We start from the raw sequence: 21774 nt of genomic DNA on the forward strand, positions 1-21774 counted from the left end.
TTTCTGATGACTTATTTAACATTGAGCGAAAAAAAAACGGACTAAAATCCGTTTCTGTTTTATCAGTTTTAATGTTCGTTACATTATAGACTCTCTTTCATATAAAATATTTCTATCTAATTTATAAACGTAATTATCGCTTCACTATTTTGTGCTGCTTTGGCGAAAGTTTTTTGAACTGCAACAAATTCTTCAGCTAGATAATCAAAGGCATCTTCTCCTTCTTCCCAAATTTCGGGATAGATTCCTTCTTCTGACATTTTTTCAGGATTAAATCTCTGCTTTAAATCTTCAATCGTTATTTTCGAGATTTCGTAATGCAGCTCTAAAACTTCATCAGGTTTTAAAAAATGAGCTGGACCATAACCTAAATCCTGATCTTCATCAATAAGTTGTCCACTAAACAAAACTCTTGTAAGACGATGCTCCGAACTTGCTATACCCTCTCCAGTAAGCAAAAAAATTATTCCTTCCCAAGCCTTGTCTATATCAGTTAGGTTTTCATTTTCTGATTCGTCTTCATAAATTACAGCCTCTAAAAGTGTACTGTCCTTTAAATAGTTTTCAAGCTCAGAATTCGTTACTCTAAGTAAATTTCCAATCATTCCCATATCTTACAATATTTTGTTTTCTTAATTTGAAGTTATTTTGCTGAGCTAAAATAATAAAACAGATTTTAAAATGGATAATCATTTTATCTCAAAATAAAAACCTTCTTCCTCAAGCTCTCTGTATTTTTCCTGATTAAAAGTAAACAATTTCCCTGGTCTGCCACTGCCCTCCTTTTTAAAGTTATTGGTTTCATTAAGAAGACCGTAACTCATCATTTTTTTCCTAAAATTCCTTCTGTCGATTTCCTTTCCGATGATGGTTGTATAGAGATTTTCAAGTTCAGAAAATACAAACTCATCATTCAGAAGATTAAAACCAATGGGCTGATACTGAATTTTTGTACGAAGTCTTTTTAGGGCAATATCAATAATGGTCTGATGGTCGAAAGCCAGTTTTGTAAGCTGATTCACACTGAACCATTTTGCATCATCTGCATCAGAATCGGCAAACAATTCATGATAAGAAGGATTCACCAAACCTAAATAAGCCACAGAAACCACCCTATTTCTCGGATCCCTACCTACATTTCCAAAAGTGTACAATTGCTCCAGAAAATCCGGTTTAATGCCAGCTTCTTCCTGCAGTTCTCTTTTTACGGCATCGTCAAGATTTTCATCATCCAAAACCAAACCTCCAGGCAAAGCCCATCCACCTTTGAATGGATCAATATTTCTTTTAATTAAAAGAATCTGTAAATCTTTCTTATCAAAATACCCGAAAATAACGGCGTCGACGGCAACTTTAATATCCTGTAAATTTTTTGGAGAATCCATATTTTAATTTGCGTTATGAATACACAAAATTAGGAATTACAAATCTTAATTACAGGATTAAAATAATATTTTTTTGAATTCATTTAATTATTAAATTTATAATCATTTTAAAACTAAGTAATTATGAGAAAATTAATCTTAACAATCTGTGCAGCATCTGCATTTGTTGCCTGCGACAAAATGAATAAGGATGTAAAAACAGGTTCAGACGCAACCTCAACTAACGAAAAAGAAGAATGGAAACCCGTAGATTCTGCAACCGCCACCAAAGCATGGATAGAATACGCAACTCCCGGAGATATGCAGAAAATGCTCGCAAAATCCGATGGAGTATGGATGGGAGAAAACACCATGTGGATGGCGGACGGAGGTAAACCGATGACAAGCAAGTCAACAACTACAAACAAAATGATTTTTGACGGTCGCTACCAAACCAGCGAACACAAAGGAGATTTTATGGGAATGCCATTTGAAGGAATGAGCATTACAGGATACGATAATTCCAAAAACAAATTCGTCAGTACGTGGATAGACAATATGGGAACCGGATTTATGAACATGGAAGGCGACTGGAACGCTTCCAAAAAATCCATCGAATTTAAAGGAAAAATGACAGACCCATCAAGACCCGGAAAAGACTGCGACGTGAGGGAAGTCTATACTTTTGTGGACGACACCCATCAGACCCTGGAAATGTTTGGCCCTGATGCCAAAACAGGCAAAGAGTTTAAGACCATGGAAATAAAATATACCAAAAAATAAATACGGAAACCGCCTTAATACACGCAGTTTAATTCAAAGAAAAAATCCGCAGAAAAAATCTGCGGATTCACTTATTTCAAGCCATTCCACCTGGCTCTTTTTACTTTTTACCTGGCTCTTTCTTTAGTCATTCAACTTCAAAACAGCCATAAACGCCGATTGCGGTACTTCTACCCTTCCAATCTGCTTCATTTTTTTCTTTCCTTCTTTCTGCTTTTCAAGAAGCTTTCTCTTTCTTGAAATATCACCACCATAACATTTTGCGGTAACGTCTTTTCTTAAAGCTTTGATGGTTTCTCTTGCGATAACTTTCGCCCCCAAAGCTGCCTGAACAGCGATATCAAACTGCTGTCTCGGGATCAGTTCGCGCAGTTTCTCACACATTTTTTTACCAATATAGTAAGCATTCGAATCGTGAATCAATGAAGATAAAGCATCTACCATATCTCCGTTGATCAGAATATCCATTTTTACAAGTTTGGAAGAACGCATTCCGATTGGCGAATAATCGAACGACGCATATCCTTTCGAAATAGATTTCAGACGGTCATAAAAATCGAAAACAACCTCAGCCAAAGGCATATTGAAGGTCAATTCCACTCTGTCTGCAGTCAGATAACTTTGGTTAACGATTTCACCTCTTTTCTCGATACAAAGCGTCATTACAGAACCCACAAAATCAGATTTTGTAATGATTGAAGCCTTGATATAAGGCTCTTCCACTCTGTCTAAAAGATTGGGATCAATCATTTCAGACGGGTTGTTGATTAAAATGGTTGTTTCAGGATCTTTCTTGGAATATCCGTGGTAAGAAACGTTGGGAACCGTCGTGATCACGTTCATATCAAACTCTCTTTCAAGTCTTTCCTGAACAATTTCCATGTGAAGCATTCCTAAGAATCCGCAACGGAAACCAAAACCAAGTGCTGCCGAACTTTCCGGTTCGAAAACCAGAGAAGCATCATTCAGTCTTAATTTTTCAAGTGAAAATCTCAATTCTTCGAAATCTTCAGATTCAATAGGGTAAATTCCGGCAAAAACCATTGGCTTTACTTCCTCAAAACCGTCAATCGGTGCTTCAGCAGGATTCACAAAAGAAGTAATGGTATCTCCCACCTTCACCTCGCGGGCATCTTTGATTCCGGAAATAATGTAACCTACATCACCACATTCAATCGTTTTCTTCGGAACCTGTTTCAGTTTCAAAGTTCCAACCTCATCAGCACCATATTCTTTTCCTGTAGCGAAAAATTTAATCTTTTCGTTTTTAGAAATACTTCCGTTCACTACTTTAAAATACGCTTCAATTCCTCTGAACGGGTTGTACACAGAGTCAAAAATCAACGCCTGAAGCGGTGCCTTCGGATCTCCAACAGGAGCAGGAATTCTTGCAACAATCTGCTCCAACAAATCGTGAACCCCTTCACCGGTTTTCCCCGAAACACGAAGTACATCTTCATATTTACAGCCAATCAGTCCCATAATCTCGTCAGTAACTTCCTCAGGATTTGCAGACGGAAGGTCAATTTTATTCAGAATCGGAATAATCTCCAGATCATTTTCCAAAGCAAGATACAGATTGCTAATCGTTTGTGCCTGAATACTTTGCGCAGCATCCACAATCAGAAGTGCACCTTCACAAGCAGCAATTGAACGGGAAACTTCGTAAGAAAAATCCACGTGTCCCGGAGTATCGATAAGATTTAAAATATATTTTTCGCCATTAAGCTCATAATCCATCTGGATGGCGTGAGATTTTATCGTGATCCCACGTTCTTTTTCCAGATCCATATCATCAAGCGTCTGAGACTGTAATTCTCTCTGAGTCACCGTGTTGGTATACTCCAAAAGACGGTCTGCCAAAGTAGATTTACCGTGGTCAATATGGGCAATTATGCAAAAATTTCGTATGTTTTTCATTTAAGAACTATGTAATTTGCAAAGATAACAAAATGCAGGATAATTCCTCAGTCTTAATCAGGTACAGCAGAAATTAATTTTGCATCAGAATAATTTTCAGGAGCTGAATCCCGCTGTCCACTGTATCTTTTTTGCGGCGGCCTCCTCTTCGTTGCGTCCGCCACAAAAAAGGATGCCGTTTCCATCGGGGCTAGGGTATTGTTTTTTGTTTTCACTTATGTTTTAAAAAAGAAAAGGATCGTGATATAGACCACCCCGTCTCAATTTTCCCTGAAAATCGAGCCACCCCTCCAGTGGAGGGGAATTGCGTTTGTTGTATTTACATGAATACTAAAAAAACAGTGAATACCATAAAGTTTGTCATCCTGAAACCTTTAGGTTCGACGAAGTCAAAGGATCTCAACTTGACTCTTTCCACATTACATTTCTAATACTGCGTTGAGATCCCTACGGGATGACAAACAGGGTGGATAGTATTGCAAACAAGAATATTTCGGGCAGATAATCATATTATTCAACGTAAAATTTAGTTCTAACCAAACAAAGTTTCAAAATATTCTTTGAATCATTTAACATAAAATCTTTACCTTTTCATTCCAAAATTTCACATGAAGTCTAAACTTATTTTTAAAATGAAAAAAGCGCTCTTACTTCTTTTAATTATACCTTTTACACAGATCAAATCGCAGTGGATTGAGAAAGCTCCAGAAAATCCTGAAGAATTTGTCAATCCTCTTATAGGAACACTTTCCAAACCTTCCCTTTCCAACGGAAACACTTATCCCGCCGTTGCCGTCCCGCACGGAATGAATCTCTGGGCGCCCCAAACCGGAAAAAACGGAAACGGCTGGCAATACACTTACGATGCCGATAAAATAAAAGGAATCAAACAGACGCACCAACCTTCCCCATGGATGAACGATTACGGAATGTTTTCCATCATGCCTGTGACCGGAAAGATGCGTTTCAGTGAAGACGAAAGAGCAAGTTGGTTTTCCCACAAATCTGAAGTTTCAAAACCGTATTACTACAGTGTTTATCTTGCTGATCACAACGTCACTGCCGAACTCACACCAACAGAAAGAGCCGCCCAGATGCGACTCACTTACCCAGAATCAGGAGAATCTTGGTTTGTGGTGGATGCTTTTGATAAAGGTTCAGGCATTACCATTATTCCCTCCGAAAACAAAATTGTTGGTTATTCCACAAAATATTCACGGGGAAAACTGGTCGGTTTTAAAAATTATTTCGTGATTTATGCCGATAAGCCTTTCACCAAATATTCAACATGGAAAGACAAAGATTTTGTAAAAGATGCGCTTGACATTACCGGTGATCACTGTGGTGCCGTTGTAGGTTTTGCCACGAAAAAAGGTGAAAAAGTGAATTTGAGAATTGCATCATCTTTCATCAGTTTGGAGCAGGCAGAATTAAATTTAGAAAGGGAACTCAGCAAAGATTCTTTTGATCAAACCTTAAACAAAGCCAAAACAGCTTGGAATCAAAAGCTCAAAAGAGTGGAAGTCGCTGGTGGAACAGTCGATCAGATGCGTACTTTTTATTCGTGTCTGTACAGAATGCTTTGCTTTCCGCACAAAATGTATGAGGTAGATAAAGACGGAAAGATCGTGCATTACAGCCCGTATTCTGGAAAAACAGAAGCAGGATACCGCTTTGCAGGAACCGGTTTTTGGGATACATTCAGAGCGCTCTACCCTTTTCTGAATCTTGTTTATCCCGACATCAATATTGAAATGCAGAAAGGTTTGATCAACGATTACAAAGAAGGCGGCTGGCTTCCGGAATGGTCGAGTCCCTCCTATTCTGATATTATGATCGGAAATAATTCTGCATCTGTTGTGGCTGATGCGTACATCAAAGGTTTGAGAGGTTATGATATTGAAACGCTGTATCAGGCTTTACTTCATGGTGCCAACAATGCCGGTCCGCAAGCAACGGGAAGGCTTGGAGTTGAGTATTATAACAAATTAGGATATGTTCCTTATGATGTAAAGATCAACGAAAATGCAGCCAGAACTTTAGAATACGCCTACGATGATTTTGCCATCGCCCAACTCGGAAAAGCCTTGGGAAAGCCCGAATCTGAATGGAAAGAATACTACAGACGTTCTCAGAATTTCCAGAAAGTGATCGATCCGGATACAAAACTGGCTCGTGGCAGAAATCAGGACGGAAGTTTTCAGACACCTTTCAATCCTTTTAAATGGGGAGATGCGTTTACAGAAGGAAATTCGTGGCATTATACGTGGTCGGTATTTCAGGATATTGACGGGCTGGCAAAGCTGATGGGTGGAAGAAAAGCGTTTTCTAAAAATTTAGATAAAATATTTGAGCTTCCTCCGGTTTTTGATAATTCCTATTATGGCTCAACCATCCACGAAATTCAGGAGATGGTCAACGCCAACATGGGACAGTATGCCCACGGAAATCAGCCTGCACAGCACATTATTTACCTTTACAACTATTCCGGTGAGCCGTGGAAAACGCAATATTGGGTTCGTGAAACGATGAACCGACTCTACCAACCGACACCAGACGGATATTGTGGCGATGAAGACAACGGACAAACCTCAGCTTGGTATATTTTCTCGGCTTTGGGGTTTTATCCTGTCACTCCGGCAACCGATCAGTACGTTTTGGGCGCTCCACTATTTAAAAATGCTAAAATTCATCTGGAAAACGGAAAAACCATTGAAATAAAAGCGGACAGGAACAGCGAAGAAAACCGCTATGTCAATTCATTAAAGTTCAACGGAAAGAAATATTCGAAAAACTGGCTCAGCCATCAGGAGTTGATGAAAGGTGCCAATTTAAAATTTGAAATGACTTCTCAACCGAATAAAGAACGAGGAACCGACGAAAAAGATTTTCCTTACTCCTATTCGACAGAAAAAAAATAATAAAACTAAAAATTGCCTCAGAAAACGAGGCAATTTTTTTATTCTGTAAAGACGAAATCTCCTGTGAGCGGGTCAATGTATATTTTTGTTATCGTTCCGTTTTTAAACCCATATCCTTTAGTCACTTTTCTGCTGGAGCCGGAATCGATTGCCACACCAATAGCTGCGCCAACCATGCCTCCGGCCATTGCTCCTACCAACGCACCTGTTCCCATTTTTTCCGGAAACATCTGAGCTCTCGAAGCCATTATATAACTTCTGGAGTTGTCTTTTTTAACTTCATTAAATCCTGTTGCCGTACCGATATACTGAATTCCATTATCTACATAACAGAAAACTTCAGCCATAGAAATACTGAGGTCCTGCCTGTTGTCTATCTTTTTCACTTCACCTTTTTTGTTTTTTACTAAGATGTGATTTGGGTCGGGAGTCTGTTCAAAAAAAGTTTTAAAATTAAAGTAAACTCCATCTTTTAAAATATTTCCATTCAGTGCTTTATTATTTTTTGAAAGATAGGCGTCGTAATTCTCCAACTCCTTTTCCGGAATATAGTAGCTCAAGACGGGACTTGTGTAAGAATTTTTTATAAATTCTGTGATGATTTCAGAGGTGGTCTGAGCCAGATTTTTTGCCACTTTGGAATCTGAATTTAATTCTACAAAAACATTGTCAAACCGATCTATGAAATAATACTTATCATTTCTTTTCAGAAAACTGGAGATTCTTATTTTAGCTTTTGCAAAGTTCATTACATCATTAGGAGCCTGTTCATTGTAAATTTTCAGTTCTTCAAGAAGAATGGTAATATCATTACTCCCACCCGTTTTATTATCTTCTGAAAATTTCTTTGACAAAAAATCACTTACATCCTGCTCAGCAAGTTTTATATCAGCAGTTCCTCTCTTATTCGTTATTGACCCAACATTTTTATCCTGTCTAAGATCCTTTACATTAAGAGATCTTTTGCGAGAACTCTTATCTTTTAAGCTTTGTTTTAAATCGATATTAACCGTTTCCTGCGCAGATAAAAGTACAGTAGCAAAGAGGAATAAAAGTATTTTCTTCATCTTACATGTGATTAAATTTCCAATAAAAATTGATCTATTTTTTCATAAAGTCCTGTGGCAAAATATAATTTCCAGTCAAAGGATCAAGAATTACTTCTGATCCGGCCATAGCACTCCTCTTTTTTGCAGCTTTGGCATCAATTGCCGTAATGGCAACATTGGCAACTACACTACCGATGATACCCGCCACACCGCCACCAAGCATAATCATTGGAGAATTTGATTCGGGGTAAAGTTCCTCTTTTTTAGCTTCAATGAAAAGTCCCTGATCGTCTCTGAAAATCTCAACATAACCAACAGGAATCGTTTTAAACGGAACACCATTATGAACAAATGCATAATAATTTCTGATGGGCTCTTTCTTATCTCCGTTAACGGCTTTTGTAACAACACCTTTTTTGTCGGTTTCAATCGTAAATCCCTGCTCAGGCTTGTGCGTAAAAAAGCTGTAGTAATCTTTGTAAACACCTTCTTTAAGTTCGTCTGTCTTCAGAATTTCCAGTTTATCTTTCAAAACTGTGGTATAATTTGGAAGTTCAGTTTCTGACACTGCAAAATCCCATTGTTTAGCTTCGTATGATTTTTTCATCAGTTCTGTGAAAGTCAGCGTCAGTTTCTTAGAAAGACTTTGCGCCAGATAAGGCGTTGTACGGGACGAAACCGTGGTCACAGTATCTTTACGGTAAAGAAAATGATATCCATCTTCTTTTTTGATAAACGTACTTGCCCGGATTTCAAGTTTTCCGATGGAAAATTTTTCCTGTTTATCTTCAGTAAGCGCAATATTTTCGAGAAGCAGAACCAGTTCTTCGTTTCCTCGCACAGGATTGTATTTGTAAAACCAGTTCTTAAAATCTGTTTCAGCATTGTTTTCGAAAACCAGATTGACCTGATCTTTATGATACACCACCGAGCCAATCTCCGGATTGGATCTTTTATCGATTACTGTGAAGCTCTTATAATTTGCTTTGCTGTTTTTAATTGATTTTGAAAGATCAATAGTTTCGGTTTTCTGCGAAAAGGCCAGAAACGGCAGTAACAGAAAGATAAATTTTGTCATTTCTAAATTTTATCTCAAAAGTATGAATTTAAATCAAACGACCCTCACAAAATCAATTGCGAGGGTCGTTCAAACATTAAAAAAATAAACTATTATGTAGACTGCTTTTACGGTGTTGAGCCTTTTTTGTTTCCGTGAGGTTTTCTTTCGTTCATTTTATCTCTCATCATCGACTCAGAATTAAAAAGCTTCAACACCTTTTGGCAAGGGATTACTTTCTGCATTTTTTCTGCATATTCTTTTCTGTTATCCAGCATCTGTTGTCCTACATCAAAACTTTGATTCAATTTTGTTTTGGCTTCTTCTTCAGAAAGCGTTTCAGGATTAAAATCAGAATCAAACTGTGATTTAATCTGTTTCTGCTTATCCATATATTCATTGTACAGTTTTGTGAATTCTTCCTTATCGTCGGCATCAATATTCAACTGCTCCAGCACCATATTATTCCGGAATTTGATAAGCAAAGCCTTCCTTTCTTCCGGTGACATTTTATTGATAATTTCTTTGCGCTGCTTGGGATCCATCTTCTTCCAGTCGTACTCTTTCTGGGCATAGATTCCAAGACTGCAGAACGCAAATAATATTAAAAAAAGTTTTTTCATCTTCTGTTTAGTTATAAAGATCCAAATACACATCCTGATTACCGTTTACTGCAAGATCTGCAATTTCAGAACTGGTAAAAGAATCCAGATATTCGTTCATCTGTTTTTCTGTCTGTTTGGCTGATGCTGTTACCGTTTTCACATTTTTAGAATGATCCACATTCTGCACAGCAGTTCTTACGACAGGTTTTATATTTTGATCTTCAGCTATTTGATTATTGGTTTCTACAGAAGTTAAATCTGCCTGTAAAGTTTCATAAGCAATCTGGCTTTCCTTTTTAGGTGTAATTTCTGCCAGTGTGTTTACCGGTGAAGTGTCTGAAATGCCGTTATAAACAAGAGATCCACCAAAAACCAAAGCAATACATGCTGCTGCGGTATACGCCCAATTGAGTCTGATAATCGGAGCTTTTTTCTCCACCTTAATCTCTGCCAATACATTGCTCTGAATATCTTCAAATAAATGCTCAGGAGTTGTATAGATGTTTTTTCTGTCGAGTTTTTCAACATCAAAACCATTTATTTCTGTCATTACATTGTTCTGAATAGCTTCAAATAAACCTTCTGAAACGCTGTAAATGTTTTTGCGCTCTAATTTCTCAATATCGAAACCATTCACTTCGGTCAACACCTGATCCTGAATATTCTGAAACAGATTATCCGGAACATTGTAAATGTCTTTCCGTTCTAATTTTTCTATATCGAAGTCTTTCATGTTTTGGTTTTGAAAATTATTTTTCGAAATTTTCTTTTATATACTCTTCTATTTTCTGTTTGGCGTAATGATAATTGGTCTTCAAGGTGCCAACAGACATATCCACAATTTTTGAGATTTCCTCGTAAGGAAGATCATCATAATACCTCATCGTAAAGACAAGTTTCTGCTTTTCGGGCAGGCTCTGTATCGCTTTTTGCAGCAAAATCTGTATATCTTCTGCATCGGTTCCTGCATTGTCTGCCACAAGATTCTGCATGTGATAATCAGGATCTTCATCTGTCTTCTGCATTTTTTTAAGCTTGTTAAGCTGTTGCAGAGATTCATTGGTTGCAATTCTGTACAGCCAGGTGTACAACTGACTGTCATTTTTGAACTGATGAAAATTCTGATAAGCTTTAATAAACGTTTCCTGCAAAGTATCCTGAGCCAGATCGCCATCCACGATTATCCTCCTGATGTGCCAATACAGCCGGCTTTGGTAAGCATCCATCAAAGCACGAACTCCTTTTTCACGAGTTTTCGGGTCTTGCATCAACGAAATTATTTCCGCGTCTTTATTCTTCATAAGATGCTTTCATTGTTTTGGATTACAAAAATAGCTGAAAGTTAAATTACTTCTTCAATTTTGAGCCCATTAAATTATTATTAGTTTAAAAAAGAGATTACATTTAAACCTAAATATATTGAAATTAAAATTATCCACTCTTAATTGCTAATTTTTAAACCACAAAGTCGCAAAGAAAAGCTTGGAAAAATTCTTTAAGAAGTCCAAAAAAGCTCAAAGTTTTGCATGTTTCCATAACATCAAAAGAACGTTAGAAACTTTCTTGTTCAAATTTACATTGCCTTAATGTTTTACCCCGGTAAATCTTAAAAAATCTAAAGCATAATGATCCTTAAAAACTTAAAGATCTTAATGGTTTAAAAAACTTTAATACAGTTCATCAATTCGTTTTCAAAACCAAAATTTCTATCTTTGTTTTATGCAAATTGTAATCATCGGTTCCGGAAATGTCGCCTATCATCTGGCGAAAGCTTTTGTTTTAAATAAAATTCCTGTCGCTCAGATTTTCGGAAGAAACGAAACTGAACTTCAAAAAATTTCTTCAAAATTAAATATCCCGTTTTCAACCGAAAAACCGGAAGATGCTGATTTGTATCTGATTTGCGTAAGCGACAGTTCGGTAGAAAATGTTTCACATTTAATTACAAAGAAAGATTGTCTCGTTGCACATACTTCAGGATCTTTGTCTAAAGAAATTTTGGTTGGAGACTACAGAAAATCAAGCTTTTATCCTTTGCAGACTTTTTCAAAATCAAAAGATTTAGATTATTCAAAAATTCCTTTTTTTATTGAAACTGAAAATGAGGAAGATCAGAAAATCTTGACGGATTTGGCCACTAAAATTTCAGAAAATGTGATGGAAAGTACGTATGAAAAAAGAAAATACATCCATCTCACGGCAGTGTTTGCCTGCAACTTTGTGAATCACCTTTTTTCCAGAGCCAAAGAGATTTCAGATGCTCAGGAAATTCCTTTTGATTATTTTTTGCCATTGATCGATGAAACTTTTCAGAAAATACATGAGATTGACCCTGAATCAGCCCAAACCGGACCAGCCGTAAGAAATGACAAACGGGTTCTGGAACTTCATGAAAATCTTTTAAAGGATGAAAGTCTCGACATTTATAAAACCTTAAATCTTTCCATCAAAAAAATGTACCAATTGCCATAAAGTTTTAACTTTGATGAAAACCAAATAATATGAATACCAACGTCATCCGTTCTCTCATCATCGGATTTGCAATTGTAATTACAGCACTTATTCTAGGCTCAAGTTTTAAAAACAGAAATTTAAAACAGGATACCATTTCCGTTACCGGACTGGGTTCCAAAGATTTTATATCGGATGAAATCAGTTGGGGAGGAAGTTTTGATGCCAGTGCAATGGATGCAAAAGAAGCATACAGTTTGATTTCACAGGACAAAGAAAAGGTAAAAGCTTTTTTCTACAGCAAAGGTTTCAAAGCAGGAGAATTTGCTTTTGGTGGTGTGAATTTCTCAAAATCATACCGTACCGTTTCCACAAAAGATGCAGACGGAACAGAAAGGTCAGAAGAAATTTTTGATGGCTACAGAGCTTCGCAAAATGTGTTTTTCAGAGCAAAGAAAAATCCGGATCTGATGAAAAAAATCGAAACGGTGATGGATAAAACTGCCGAACTTATCAACAGTGGAGTACAGTTTGAGCCATCCGCAGCTCAATACACTTATTCAGATCTTTCTTCATTAAAACACAGTTTAATTCAAGCCGGATCAAAAGATGCCAAAGAAAGAGCTGAAAAAATTGTAGAAAGTGCCGATGGAGATTTAGGAAAACTTAAAGATGCTTCGATGGGCGTTTTTCAGATTACAGCAAAAGGTTCTACAGACGAAGACAGCTACGGCGGAAATTTTGACACTTCAAGCAAAGAAAAATCAGCGAGAATCACGGTAAGACTGACGTATAATCTTGATTAAAATAATTTAAAAATAAAATAAAAACGATAAGTGAATGCAATTGACCTGAATCTATTATCATTCATCAATAATCATTTATCAATCATCAACTAAAATGAGTTATAAAGAAAAATTAAAAGATATAAAAGCATTCGTTTTTGATGTAGACGGTGTTTTTACAGACGGAAGCGTTTACCTGATGCCTGGAGGAAATATGTCCCGAGTTATGAATGTTTTGGATGGTTATGCAGTAGTGAAAGCTTTAAAAAATGATTATTTAATCGGTGTAATTACAGGTGGAAATGACGAAATGGTAAAACACAGAATCAACTATCTCGGAATTGAAGACTATTATCCTAAATCACACAACAAAATGGTTGAATATGAAGACTTTAAAAAGAAATACAAACTTAAGAACGAAAATATTCTGACGATGGGAGATGACCTTCCTGATATTCACATGATGGAAAATTCAGCGATTGCGACCTGCCCAGAAAATGCCGTTCCGGAAGTGAAAAATATTTCAGATTACATTTCTTCTGTAAAAGGTGGAAGCGGGGCAGTACGGGATGTGATTGAGCAGGTAATGAAAGTGCAGGGTAAGTGGCATGATGACAATACACAGTCTGTTTAGATCTATTTTAAAAATCAATCATCTTTTATCAATTATCATTCATAAATACCGATGAAAATATTACTTGCATCACAGTCGCCCAGAAGAAAAGAACTTTTATCCAGCTTAGGTTTTGGTTTTGAAGTCTTGAAAATTGACTGCGAAGAAATTGTTCCTGAAAATGTGAAAGTGGGAGAGTCTGCCGCCTACTTATCTGAATTAAAAGCCAACGCTTTCAGAGATTTGGCTGACGATGAAGTGCTGATAACAGCAGATACCGTTGTCGCGGTAGAAAATCAGTTTTTGGGGAAACCTTCGGATGAAAATGAAGCAAGAAAAATGCTGAAACTTTTGTCAGGAAAAACACATCAGGTGTACACAGCCATTACAGTGAAAAGTTTAGATAAAACCATCACTGAAACAGACGTTGCAGATGTGGAATTTGATGAAATCTCTGATGAGGAAATTGATTTTTACATCAAAAACTATCATCCATTCGACAAAGCTGGCAGCTACGGAATTCAGGAATGGCTCGGAATGGCAAAAATTAAAAACATAAAAGGAAGTTATTATACGATAATGGGACTTCCCACACATCTCGTTTACAAGATTTTAAAAAATATTTAAAAAATTCCAAATAAAAATTTGTTATTTTTACAAAATCATCATTCTGCGATAATAAAAAGCAGATTAGAGAGTTATAATAGATAATGAAAAAGAATATCTTATTCCTTTTAACAGCGATTCTCGTTGTTTCCTGTTCTACGAAAGTAAAAAAGCCGGAAGCGAGATCGAAGTTCATTAAAGGATTTTCAACATATTACAACACGCTTTTCAATGCAAAGGATGCTTTGAATACGGAGTTTGAAAATAGAGACAAAGCTCATAAAGACAATTTTTATGCGCCTTACATTCCTATTTTAACCTATGACGAGCAACCTTTGGGAAGTGATTTGGGACAATCTGCCGCTTTTGCAGAAAACTCAATGAAAATGGCAGAGGTAAACCGCCCGCAAAATGGAGGAAGGCCACAAGGTCCTCCGGGTATGCCAGGTGCTCCCGGAGGCAACAGCCCAATGATGGGAGGGCAGGGATCACAAAATCCAAACCAGCCAGTCACAAAAGGAGCAACAATTCTTGAAATTGCTGAAGCAAAGGCTTTAAAGGCCATCAATAAATATTCAGTTATCCGAAAAAATGAGGAGGTTAACAAAACTATTTTTGACGCTTATATTATTTTGGTTCAGTCAAGAATTTATCAGGGAAAAAATCTTCAGGCTTTAGACGCGCTCAATTATGTTTACACGCACATGAAGGAAGATAAAAGACTTCCTTTAGCCAAAGTTTATGAAGGTCTTGCTTATGCCAAAATGAATAATTTCCACAAATCTGAACAGATCTGGGGACAGATAAAAAATGAAGGTTTAAAAAAGGATTATGATAAACTTTTAAGCATTTACCGTTCTGAAGCTTTGCTGGATAATGGTAAAAAAGCAGAAGCTCTCGAAGAACTCAACCGTGCCTATGCGTTAAACGGCAACCGACAGCTGAAAAGCAGAATTGCTTTCCTGAAAGGGCAGGTGGAGCAGGAATTGGGCAAAAATGATGAAGCAAGGGAAAGTTTCATGGCTGCCTACAAATATGCCAACGATTTTGAGTTTGAAGTAAAATCCCAGATTCAGATTGCCAAAACTTTTAACGGAAAAGGAAACTACGACGGTGCGAGAGAATATCTTGAGAAAATAAGCAAAAAAGGAACTTACGGCTCACGAAAAAATGAATTTTACTACGCCTTAGGTTTAATGGCTAGTAATGCCGGAAAGAAAGACGAAGGGCAGGAATTTTTCAGAAAATCTTTAAAAGAAGCAGTTTCAGACGGACAGGTGAGAGGTCTTGCTTATTACGAAATCGGTAAGAATTATTTGGATAAAAACGATTACATCGGTGCGGGAGCTTATTACGATTCCGCCCTGGCTGTGATGACTTATGAACCTTCAAAAGTTTTACTGAAAGACCAAAGTACATACATCAAAAAAATTTCAGTTAACTATTATCTGATTAAGAAAAATGACAGTATTTTGTCGCTGGCAAAACTCAGCCCTGAACAAAAGACAGAGTTTTTTAACAAACATATTGCAAAGCTAAAACTTCGGGAAGAAAAAGAGGAGCTTGAGAGAAGAAGAGCAGAAAGAAATAAAGGCTTTGACACCGGAGATTACAGTGCCAATTCTATGTTTGCCAACTCTGGAAATACTTTTGAAGATTTCGGAGTAAGCAATAAAGGTTTCTATTTCAGCAATACCGGAACAGTGAGTAAAGGGACTTCAACGTTTAAGCAGGTTTGGGGTGACAGGGCACTTTCAGACAACTGGCGTTTTTCCAAAAAAATGGCGACGATTGAAGATATGAAAAATGAGGCTTTAGGTGTAACTTCCGTACCTAATCCGAGACGTTTTGAACCGGCTTATTATATCGAGCAAATTCCTACCGATGCAGGAAAACTCGGTCAGCTGAAAAAAGACAGAGATACAGCTTCTTTAGGCTTAGGCGTGATGTATCAGAATTACTTTACCAACACTCCTTTGGCTACGAAAACGCTTTATGATCTGGTGGATGTAAAACCTGAAGAAAAAGTAATGTTGCAGGCTCTGTATGAGATTTTTGCGATGAATTATGAAAAAAATCCGCAGGTAGCTGAGCGTGCAAAACAGATTCTTTTAAAAGATTATCCGTACACTTCATACGCAGAATTTGCCAGAAATCCGAAGAACAATACGTTTGTAAAATCATCCGCTGATACTGAGAACGAATATAAAATGGCCTTTGCCCTATATGAATCTGAAAAATTTGGCGAAAGTCAGACATTAATTGAACAGGCAATTCAGAAAAACCCTAAGGATGCTCTGGTGCCTAAACTGTCTCTTTTGAATGCTTTTAATGCAGGAAAATCGAGTGGAAAAGAGGTGATGATTCTACAGCTGGAACAGATTGTTTTAAATTACGGTAAGACTCCTGAAGGCGAAAAGGCAAAGCAGATGCTGAATTATCTGAAAAGTGATCTGGCATTTCAGACCACAGACAATCAAGGAAACACTTTACCTCCAGGTCAGGTTCAGGCACCTGGAAATTTCCAGAATCAACCGCAGCAATCTACAGGTCAGCAGGCGCCATTGATGGGAGCTCCGGGAATTCCGATGGGAAATATGCCTAATTCTACACCGCCAACGCAGAATACGATTCAGACGAAACCTACGGATAAACAACCTCAGGGAAACAATCCGAATTTTAATATGACAAACCCGAATGCAGTTCCTGCAAAACCAAAATAAATAAAAAAGCGAAGATTATTCTTCGCTTTTTTTCTTTTTAACTCCGTGGAAATCTTTCAGATAAAAGGGCTCGAAATAAGCAATATCCTCAAAATCTTTGGCTTTTATTTTTTCTAAAGTTTTATTAACCAGATATTTTGCGGAAGGGTAGATGTTTTCATTAAATTCAGCATATTCCAACTTCAGAATATCTTTTGCTTTTGCAGCTCCGTCGCCCACAAAAAGTACTTTTTTGTCTTTAAATTCATGAAATGAGGTTTCATCCAAAACTTTTGCTTCTGTATGACTCAATTCTTCTCCTGAAATTCCGTCGTAAACAGCCGTGTAAACTTCCATTCGCCTTGCATCGACCAAAGGGATAACCAAATCATAGTTTTTCCCTATAAAAGGCTCTTTCATGCTTTCCAAAGAATTGACTGCAATCAAAGGAATATTTAAGCCGTAACAAAAGCCTTTAGCAGAAGCTGCACCAATTCGCAAACCAGTATACGAGCCCGGACCTTTTCCAAGGCAAACGACATCGATTTCTTTTAAAGTAATTTCAGCTCCTTCCAACGCCCATTCTACAAAAGTGTGTAATGATTCCGACTGTTTATAATTTTCTGAAACTTCTTCTGCCACGCATAGCAGCTTTTCATTATCTGAAATGGCTACTGAACAGTTTTTTGAAGAGGTTTCGAGGTATAGGATTTTCATTTAATTAAATTTAAAATAAGACTTTTTAGCAAGTTTATTTTTATATCACAAAAGTACCAAAAGAAATGATTGAATGAAAGACCTTCGAAAGTTTACAAAATGTAAAAGTTTACGCTTAAATATCTTTTCCTAATCTCTTTATTTCTTTATCAAAATCAGAAACTATTTTTTGGGTTTTATCGAATGTTTCATATTCAATGACTGCTTTTTTATCGGCGACAATTTTCGATACTTTTCCGTTTCCTTCAAGAATTTTGTATTCATTAAAGTTTAAAAACTTATTCACACTTTCAGCCAAAGCTTCCATGGTAAAAGTATTTTCCCTTTCAATTAAACCTTCAATGTAATCGAAATATCCTGTAACTGTTCGCTCGAGCTGCTGAATTTCCTTTTCTGAGAGATAGTTTTTAGCAACGACAACATCAGATTTTAAAATTCTTCCTTCCGGAGAATGCTTCCAGGTTGTTAAACCCATATTTTCCTTTTTGCTGTCGGCATTTTTATATATAATTTCAGCTGCGGTTTTTCCTGTGATGGCAAAATGAAATTTATTCTGCACCGTTGCATAGAAATTTTTAGTCACCGCAGCATTTCTGTCATAATCAATACTGCATTCTGCAAAAATATCTGTTACCTGTTGATAAATTCGTCTCTCACTCGCACGAATCGAGCGGATTCTCTGCAGTAATTCTTTGAAATAATCTTTACCAAAAACCGTTTGTCCCTGCTTCAAACGTTCATCATCCATTACAAAACCTTTGATGAGAAATTCCTTTAAAGTCTTTGTTGCCCAGATTCTAAATTGCGTGGCTTTAGCTGAATTTACACGATAACCAACGGAAATTATGGCGTCGAGATTATAATATTCAATGTTTCTGGTAACGTTTCTTTCACCTTCAATTTGAACCTGTGCAATTTTTGCACTAGTTGATTCTTTATCCAATTCTTCTTCAAAATAAATATTTTGAAGATGCTTCGTGATTACCGTTCTGTCAACATCAAACAATGCCGCCATCGACTTTTGAGTAAGCCACGCGGTTTCATTCTGAAGAAAAACATCTACCCTAACTTCGTTGTTAGGCGTCTGATAAATTAAAAATTTTTGAAAATCCTCGTTCATTATTTGTTCGTTTTACAACAAATTTATCATTTTATTTCCACACTTTGGCGGCTCCATAATTTCCATTCAGATTTCATTTTAATCCAGATTTCGAGTACTCCGAGCTTCATTTCAAAATCCTGATTTTTGTATAAACCTTGTACACTGATTATTCTTCTGAGGCTTACAGTATTCTTATATTTTTTAATTTCGGAAACTTCAGTTTGAGCGATCTTTCTGTACATCACTTTTTTTGAAAAAAAATCTTTTCTGAAGTCATCCAGATTCTGAATCCAGCCGTTTGAATGGCCGAAAGAAACATCTTTGGCGAATAAATTTACAATCTCAGAATCGTTGTTTTTCATCAGCGAATCCAACTTTTTAGCCTGAATCAAAACATCTTTTTCCGCTTTTGAATATTTTTGAGAAAATGCTGAAAGTGAGAAGGATAAAAGTATTCCACACAAAAATCTCATTTTCAAATTCTCAAATTGACCCATTTTCAAATTGAATTATCCTTTTCTGTAAATCGTTCTCGGTTCGCTCTGAGCGCTCGGATAAATCGTCATATCTGAAACCGTCACGTGCTGTGGTGCGTTGACGCAGTAAGCAATTGCATCGGCAATATCTTCAGCTTTCAATGCTTCATAACCTGCGTAAACAGTTGCAGCTCTTTCCTGATCACCTTTAAATCTGATTAAAGAAAAATCTGTTTCCACTGCGCCAGGCTGGATATTGGTAACCCGAATTCCAAATTCTGTCAATTCGATTCTCATTCCTTCAGAAATAACGTCGACCGCTTTCTTGGTGGCACAGTATACAACGCCGTTTGCGTACGTCTGTCTTGCTGCAACTGAACTGATATTGATAATTTGCCCAGAACTTCTTTCTTTCATCATGGGAATAAGCGTTTTTGAAACATATAAAAGTCCTTTTACATTTCCGTCAATCATATTATCCCAGTCGTCTGTACTTCCTGCTGATAAAGGCTCTAATCCATGTGCATTGCCGGCATTGTTGATGAGAACATCTATGTTTTTCCATTCTTCAGGGAGTAAGGCAATAGCATTTTCAACTTCTTCCAAATTGCGGACATCAAAGTTTAAACTAAATATTTCGGTAAAAGCTGATAATTCTTTTTTTACAGATTCTAAAACATCTGACCTTCTTCCGCAAATAATGATTCTGTTGCCCTGTTTTGCAAAAAGCTCTGCTGTAGCTTTTCCGATTCCGGAAGTGGCTCCGGTGATGAGTATTGTTTTCATTTTGTTGTAAAATGTATGATTGTACATTGTACAAAGTACGAAAATACTTTATACATTGATTTTAATTCGCGTCGAATGCCTGAAAAGCATCCGGAATATGTTCAATTTCTAAGTTACCCTTTGAGTCTGGAAGAACGGAAATAATGTCAAATCTTACTTCCTGATTTTTATTAAATTCTTCCATAAAATGATTGGCAGCCAAAACAATTGATTTGATTTTTCCCTTGGTCACAGCTTCCTGAGGCAAAATAAAGAAATCTGTCGAACGGGCTTTCACTTCAACTACAACAATCAGATTATCTCTTTCTGCTATGATATCCACTTCATTCTTTTTAAAACGGAAATTTCTCACTAGAATTTTATATTCATTTTTAAGTAAATATTCTGCTGCAAGTTTTTCTGCTTCTTTTCCTAATTCGTTGTGATCTGCCATCGGGTGGGAGAGTTTTAGCGTTGGAGTGTATGAGAGTTTTTTCTTTATTTTCTGAACTGATACGCCCACCAAATCAAAACAATCTGCAATGGAAGTCTCAAAACCGTCAGCCAAAAATACTTGTGATGGATTTCGTAAAACTTTCTTGCCATCTCTATATTGGCAGGAAAAACTGCGATAAATAATGCGATAGAAAGGTATGCTCCCAACTTTTGTGTTTCGGGGAAAAGCAGGAGAGTGCCACACAGAATTTCTACTAAACCACTGATGTAAACCATTTGCAAGTGCATAGGAATATAGTCGGGCATAATTTTCATGAAAAACTGAGGTTTTACAAAATGGAAAATCCCAGCTGAAATCAGGAAAAATGCGAGTACAAATTTTGAGTAAAACATCATTTTATTTAAACGTTAATGATACATTTTTTCCGGCTTTCAAAGAAACTTCCGCTCCCAAAATCAATGGAATATTGTTGTGAATATGTCCGTTTGGAAACGCGAAAACAGCAGGAAAACTATATTTTGAAATTCTGTCTGAAATTAATTTATAGGCAAATTCATCAAAGCTTTCATCGTATTGTTTGTTCTCTTTTTCGTCGCCCATATTGGTCATTCCTCCGATAATTAAACCTTTAATTTTGGTAAAAACTCCAGCCAATTCAAGGCTCATGATCATTCTGTCTAAAGCATAAAAGTTTTCGCCGATATCTTCTATGAATAAAATTTTATCTTTAAAATCAAAAGAATATTTTGTTCCTAAAAGTGCGTAAACTAACGCTAAATTTCCGCCAACCAATTCACCTTCTACATTTCCATCTTTGTTAAACTGGTTCGATTTTAAAGTATATTTTAAAGGCTTTCCTTTCAGAATATTAAAGGTTAAATCATAACTTTCATCTGTTACACCGAAACTTGACGTTTTGATGGTTTGTCCGTGGATTGATGCGAAACCTTTTTTAAGCAAATAGCTTTGAATAACCGTATTATCCGAGTAACCTATATACCATTTTGGATTTTTGCTGAAACCTTTTAAGTTTAAATTCTCAATCAAATGCTGACATCCGTAACCGCCTCGTGAAGCCCATATTGCTGAAATTTCAGGATGATTTAAAGCCCAATTGACGTCGGTGATCCTTTGCTCTTCAGTTCCGGCATAATTGTATCCGTTAAAGAATTTTGTGTAAAGATTTTCTCCTAAAACAGGTTCAAAACCTTTAGTTCTTATCATTTGAATTCCTTTTTCCAATTGAGAGGGCTCAACGGCTCCTGCGGGAGAAATGATGGCTACTTTGTCACCTTTTTTAAGCGGTTTTGGAAATATTTTTTTCATCTGTACTGATTGTTTCTGTAGTTATATCTAATCGCTGTTTTTAATGTTATTTGTGTTTTTCAATATAAAAGCGAT

General features: G+C 36.7%; 22 protein-coding genes. 7 read left to right on the top strand and 15 right to left on the bottom strand.

What is annotated here, in order from left to right; translation table 11 throughout:
- Window positions 1–116: 116 nt before the first annotated feature.
- Window positions 117–611: a YfbM family protein gene (locus tag NG809_RS09570; RefSeq protein ID WP_262150102.1), complete on the bottom strand. Its 495-nt coding sequence runs from the start codon at window positions 609–611 to the stop codon at window positions 117–119.
- Window positions 612–689: 78 nt separating this feature from the next.
- On the bottom strand, window positions 690–1385 hold the full coding sequence (locus tag NG809_RS09575; protein WP_262150104.1) for an NUDIX hydrolase: 696 nt from the start codon (window positions 1383–1385) through the stop codon (window positions 690–692).
- Between the two features lie 123 nt (window positions 1386–1508).
- Between NG809_RS09575 and NG809_RS09580 the strand changes: the two genes are divergently transcribed.
- Window positions 1509–2147, top strand: a complete 639-nt coding sequence (locus NG809_RS09580) for a DUF1579 domain-containing protein (RefSeq protein WP_262150106.1) — start codon at window positions 1509–1511, stop codon at window positions 2145–2147.
- Window positions 2148–2270: 123 nt separating this feature from the next.
- Here NG809_RS09580 and lepA read toward each other — a convergent pair whose 3' ends face one another.
- Entirely contained in the window at window positions 2271–4067 is a 1797-nt protein-coding gene (lepA, locus tag NG809_RS09585; protein WP_262150108.1) for a translation elongation factor 4, read from the bottom strand.
- A 632-nt stretch (window positions 4068–4699) separates the two neighbouring features.
- Here lepA and NG809_RS09590 point away from each other — a divergent pair.
- Window positions 4700–6988 (top strand): GH92 family glycosyl hydrolase, encoded by a 2289-nt coding sequence (locus NG809_RS09590; protein ID WP_262150111.1) that lies wholly within the window; start codon window positions 4700–4702, stop codon window positions 6986–6988.
- Between the two features lie 38 nt (window positions 6989–7026).
- Here NG809_RS09590 and NG809_RS09595 read toward each other — a convergent pair whose 3' ends face one another.
- From NG809_RS09595 to NG809_RS09615, 5 genes are all read right to left on the bottom strand, one after another.
- Window positions 7027–8055, bottom strand: coding sequence for a hypothetical protein (locus NG809_RS09595; protein WP_262150113.1), 1029 nt, complete (start codon window positions 8053–8055; stop codon window positions 7027–7029).
- A gap of 34 nt (window positions 8056–8089) precedes the next feature.
- Entirely contained in the window at window positions 8090–9115 is a 1026-nt protein-coding gene (locus NG809_RS09600) for a hypothetical protein (protein WP_262150115.1), read from the bottom strand.
- 107 nt (window positions 9116–9222) lie between these two features.
- On the bottom strand, window positions 9223–9717 hold the full coding sequence (locus NG809_RS09605) for a hypothetical protein (protein WP_262150117.1): 495 nt from the start codon (window positions 9715–9717) through the stop codon (window positions 9223–9225).
- Window positions 9718–9724: 7 nt separating this feature from the next.
- Window positions 9725–10432, bottom strand: coding sequence for a hypothetical protein (locus NG809_RS09610; protein ID WP_262150119.1), 708 nt, complete (start codon window positions 10430–10432; stop codon window positions 9725–9727).
- A 16-nt stretch (window positions 10433–10448) separates the two neighbouring features.
- Window positions 10449–11000 (bottom strand): RNA polymerase sigma factor, encoded by a 552-nt coding sequence (locus tag NG809_RS09615; protein WP_262150121.1) that lies wholly within the window; start codon window positions 10998–11000, stop codon window positions 10449–10451.
- A gap of 418 nt (window positions 11001–11418) precedes the next feature.
- Between NG809_RS09615 and NG809_RS09620 the strand changes: the two genes are divergently transcribed.
- From NG809_RS09620 to porW, 5 genes are all read left to right on the top strand, one after another.
- On the top strand, window positions 11419–12171 hold the full coding sequence (locus NG809_RS09620) for a Rossmann-like and DUF2520 domain-containing protein (protein ID WP_262150123.1): 753 nt from the start codon (window positions 11419–11421) through the stop codon (window positions 12169–12171).
- Between the two features lie 29 nt (window positions 12172–12200).
- Window positions 12201–12956 carry an SIMPL domain-containing protein gene (locus tag NG809_RS09625; protein ID WP_262150125.1) on the top strand — a complete coding sequence of 252 codons (756 nt, stop codon included), beginning with the start codon at window positions 12201–12203 and terminating at the stop codon, window positions 12954–12956.
- A gap of 94 nt (window positions 12957–13050) precedes the next feature.
- Complete coding sequence (locus NG809_RS09630; protein WP_262150127.1) at window positions 13051–13569, top strand: KdsC family phosphatase; 519 nt, start codon at window positions 13051–13053, stop codon at window positions 13567–13569.
- 51 nt (window positions 13570–13620) lie between these two features.
- Complete coding sequence (locus tag NG809_RS09635; RefSeq protein WP_262150130.1) at window positions 13621–14175, top strand: Maf family protein; 555 nt, start codon at window positions 13621–13623, stop codon at window positions 14173–14175.
- A gap of 83 nt (window positions 14176–14258) precedes the next feature.
- Window positions 14259–16877, top strand: a complete 2619-nt coding sequence (porW, locus tag NG809_RS09640; protein ID WP_262150131.1) for a type IX secretion system periplasmic lipoprotein PorW/SprE — start codon at window positions 14259–14261, stop codon at window positions 16875–16877.
- Window positions 16878–16892: 15 nt separating this feature from the next.
- Here porW and tsaB read toward each other — a convergent pair whose 3' ends face one another.
- The 7 genes from tsaB to NG809_RS09675 form a co-directional block, all read right to left on the bottom strand.
- Window positions 16893–17573 carry a tRNA (adenosine(37)-N6)-threonylcarbamoyltransferase complex dimerization subunit type 1 TsaB gene (gene tsaB / locus NG809_RS09645; RefSeq protein WP_262150133.1) on the bottom strand — a complete coding sequence of 227 codons (681 nt, stop codon included), beginning with the start codon at window positions 17571–17573 and terminating at the stop codon, window positions 16893–16895.
- Window positions 17574–17688: 115 nt separating this feature from the next.
- Window positions 17689–18693, bottom strand: a complete 1005-nt coding sequence (locus NG809_RS09650; RefSeq protein ID WP_262150135.1) for a virulence RhuM family protein — start codon at window positions 18691–18693, stop codon at window positions 17689–17691.
- A 26-nt stretch (window positions 18694–18719) separates the two neighbouring features.
- Window positions 18720–19148 (bottom strand): hypothetical protein, encoded by a 429-nt coding sequence (locus tag NG809_RS09655; protein ID WP_262150138.1) that lies wholly within the window; start codon window positions 19146–19148, stop codon window positions 18720–18722.
- Window positions 19149–19184: 36 nt separating this feature from the next.
- Window positions 19185–19937 (bottom strand): SDR family NAD(P)-dependent oxidoreductase, encoded by a 753-nt coding sequence (locus tag NG809_RS09660; protein WP_262150139.1) that lies wholly within the window; start codon window positions 19935–19937, stop codon window positions 19185–19187.
- Between the two features lie 61 nt (window positions 19938–19998).
- Window positions 19999–20370: a YraN family protein gene (locus tag NG809_RS09665; protein WP_262150141.1), complete on the bottom strand. Its 372-nt coding sequence runs from the start codon at window positions 20368–20370 to the stop codon at window positions 19999–20001.
- Window positions 20371–20414: 44 nt separating this feature from the next.
- Complete coding sequence (locus NG809_RS09670) at window positions 20415–20768, bottom strand: DoxX family protein (protein WP_262150143.1); 354 nt, start codon at window positions 20766–20768, stop codon at window positions 20415–20417.
- Between the two features lies 1 nt (window position 20769).
- Window positions 20770–21699, bottom strand: coding sequence for a S66 peptidase family protein (locus tag NG809_RS09675; protein WP_262150145.1), 930 nt, complete (start codon window positions 21697–21699; stop codon window positions 20770–20772).
- Between the last annotated feature and the right edge of the window lie 75 nt (window positions 21700–21774).

Source organism: Chryseobacterium foetidum, assembly GCF_025457425.1.
Lineage (GTDB): Bacteria > Bacteroidota > Bacteroidia > Flavobacteriales > Weeksellaceae > Chryseobacterium > Chryseobacterium foetidum.

Excerpts from the sequence above, each read along its gene's own strand:
- NG809_RS09570 (WP_262150102.1), bottom strand. The coding sequence starts at position 611 with ATGGGAATGATTGGAAATTTACTTAGAGTAACGAATTCTGAGCTTGAA.
- NG809_RS09575 (WP_262150104.1), bottom strand. The coding sequence starts at position 1,385 with ATGGATTCTCCAAAAAATTTACAGGATATTAAAGTTGCCGTCGACGCC.
- NG809_RS09580 (WP_262150106.1), top strand. The coding sequence starts at position 1,509 with ATGAGAAAATTAATCTTAACAATCTGTGCAGCATCTGCATTTGTTGCC.
- lepA (WP_262150108.1), bottom strand. The coding sequence starts at position 4,067 with ATGAAAAACATACGAAATTTTTGCATAATTGCCCATATTGACCACGGT.
- NG809_RS09590 (WP_262150111.1), top strand. The coding sequence starts at position 4,700 with ATGAAAAAAGCGCTCTTACTTCTTTTAATTATACCTTTTACACAGATC.
- NG809_RS09595 (WP_262150113.1), bottom strand. The coding sequence starts at position 8,055 with ATGAAGAAAATACTTTTATTCCTCTTTGCTACTGTACTTTTATCTGCG.
- NG809_RS09600 (WP_262150115.1), bottom strand. The coding sequence starts at position 9,115 with ATGACAAAATTTATCTTTCTGTTACTGCCGTTTCTGGCCTTTTCGCAG.
- NG809_RS09605 (WP_262150117.1), bottom strand. The coding sequence starts at position 9,717 with ATGAAAAAACTTTTTTTAATATTATTTGCGTTCTGCAGTCTTGGAATC.
- NG809_RS09610 (WP_262150119.1), bottom strand. The coding sequence starts at position 10,432 with ATGAAAGACTTCGATATAGAAAAATTAGAACGGAAAGACATTTACAAT.
- NG809_RS09615 (WP_262150121.1), bottom strand. The coding sequence starts at position 11,000 with ATGAAGAATAAAGACGCGGAAATAATTTCGTTGATGCAAGACCCGAAA.
- NG809_RS09620 (WP_262150123.1), top strand. The coding sequence starts at position 11,419 with ATGCAAATTGTAATCATCGGTTCCGGAAATGTCGCCTATCATCTGGCG.
- NG809_RS09625 (WP_262150125.1), top strand. The coding sequence starts at position 12,201 with ATGAATACCAACGTCATCCGTTCTCTCATCATCGGATTTGCAATTGTA.
- NG809_RS09630 (WP_262150127.1), top strand. The coding sequence starts at position 13,051 with ATGAGTTATAAAGAAAAATTAAAAGATATAAAAGCATTCGTTTTTGAT.
- NG809_RS09635 (WP_262150130.1), top strand. The coding sequence starts at position 13,621 with ATGAAAATATTACTTGCATCACAGTCGCCCAGAAGAAAAGAACTTTTA.
- porW (WP_262150131.1), top strand. The coding sequence starts at position 14,259 with ATGAAAAAGAATATCTTATTCCTTTTAACAGCGATTCTCGTTGTTTCC.
- tsaB (WP_262150133.1), bottom strand. The coding sequence starts at position 17,573 with ATGAAAATCCTATACCTCGAAACCTCTTCAAAAAACTGTTCAGTAGCC.
- NG809_RS09650 (WP_262150135.1), bottom strand. The coding sequence starts at position 18,693 with ATGAACGAGGATTTTCAAAAATTTTTAATTTATCAGACGCCTAACAAC.
- NG809_RS09655 (WP_262150138.1), bottom strand. The coding sequence starts at position 19,148 with ATGAGATTTTTGTGTGGAATACTTTTATCCTTCTCACTTTCAGCATTT.
- NG809_RS09660 (WP_262150139.1), bottom strand. The coding sequence starts at position 19,937 with ATGAAAACAATACTCATCACCGGAGCCACTTCCGGAATCGGAAAAGCT.
- NG809_RS09665 (WP_262150141.1), bottom strand. The coding sequence starts at position 20,370 with ATGGCAGATCACAACGAATTAGGAAAAGAAGCAGAAAAACTTGCAGCA.
- NG809_RS09670 (WP_262150143.1), bottom strand. The coding sequence starts at position 20,768 with ATGATGTTTTACTCAAAATTTGTACTCGCATTTTTCCTGATTTCAGCT.
- NG809_RS09675 (WP_262150145.1), bottom strand. The coding sequence starts at position 21,699 with ATGAAAAAAATATTTCCAAAACCGCTTAAAAAAGGTGACAAAGTAGCC.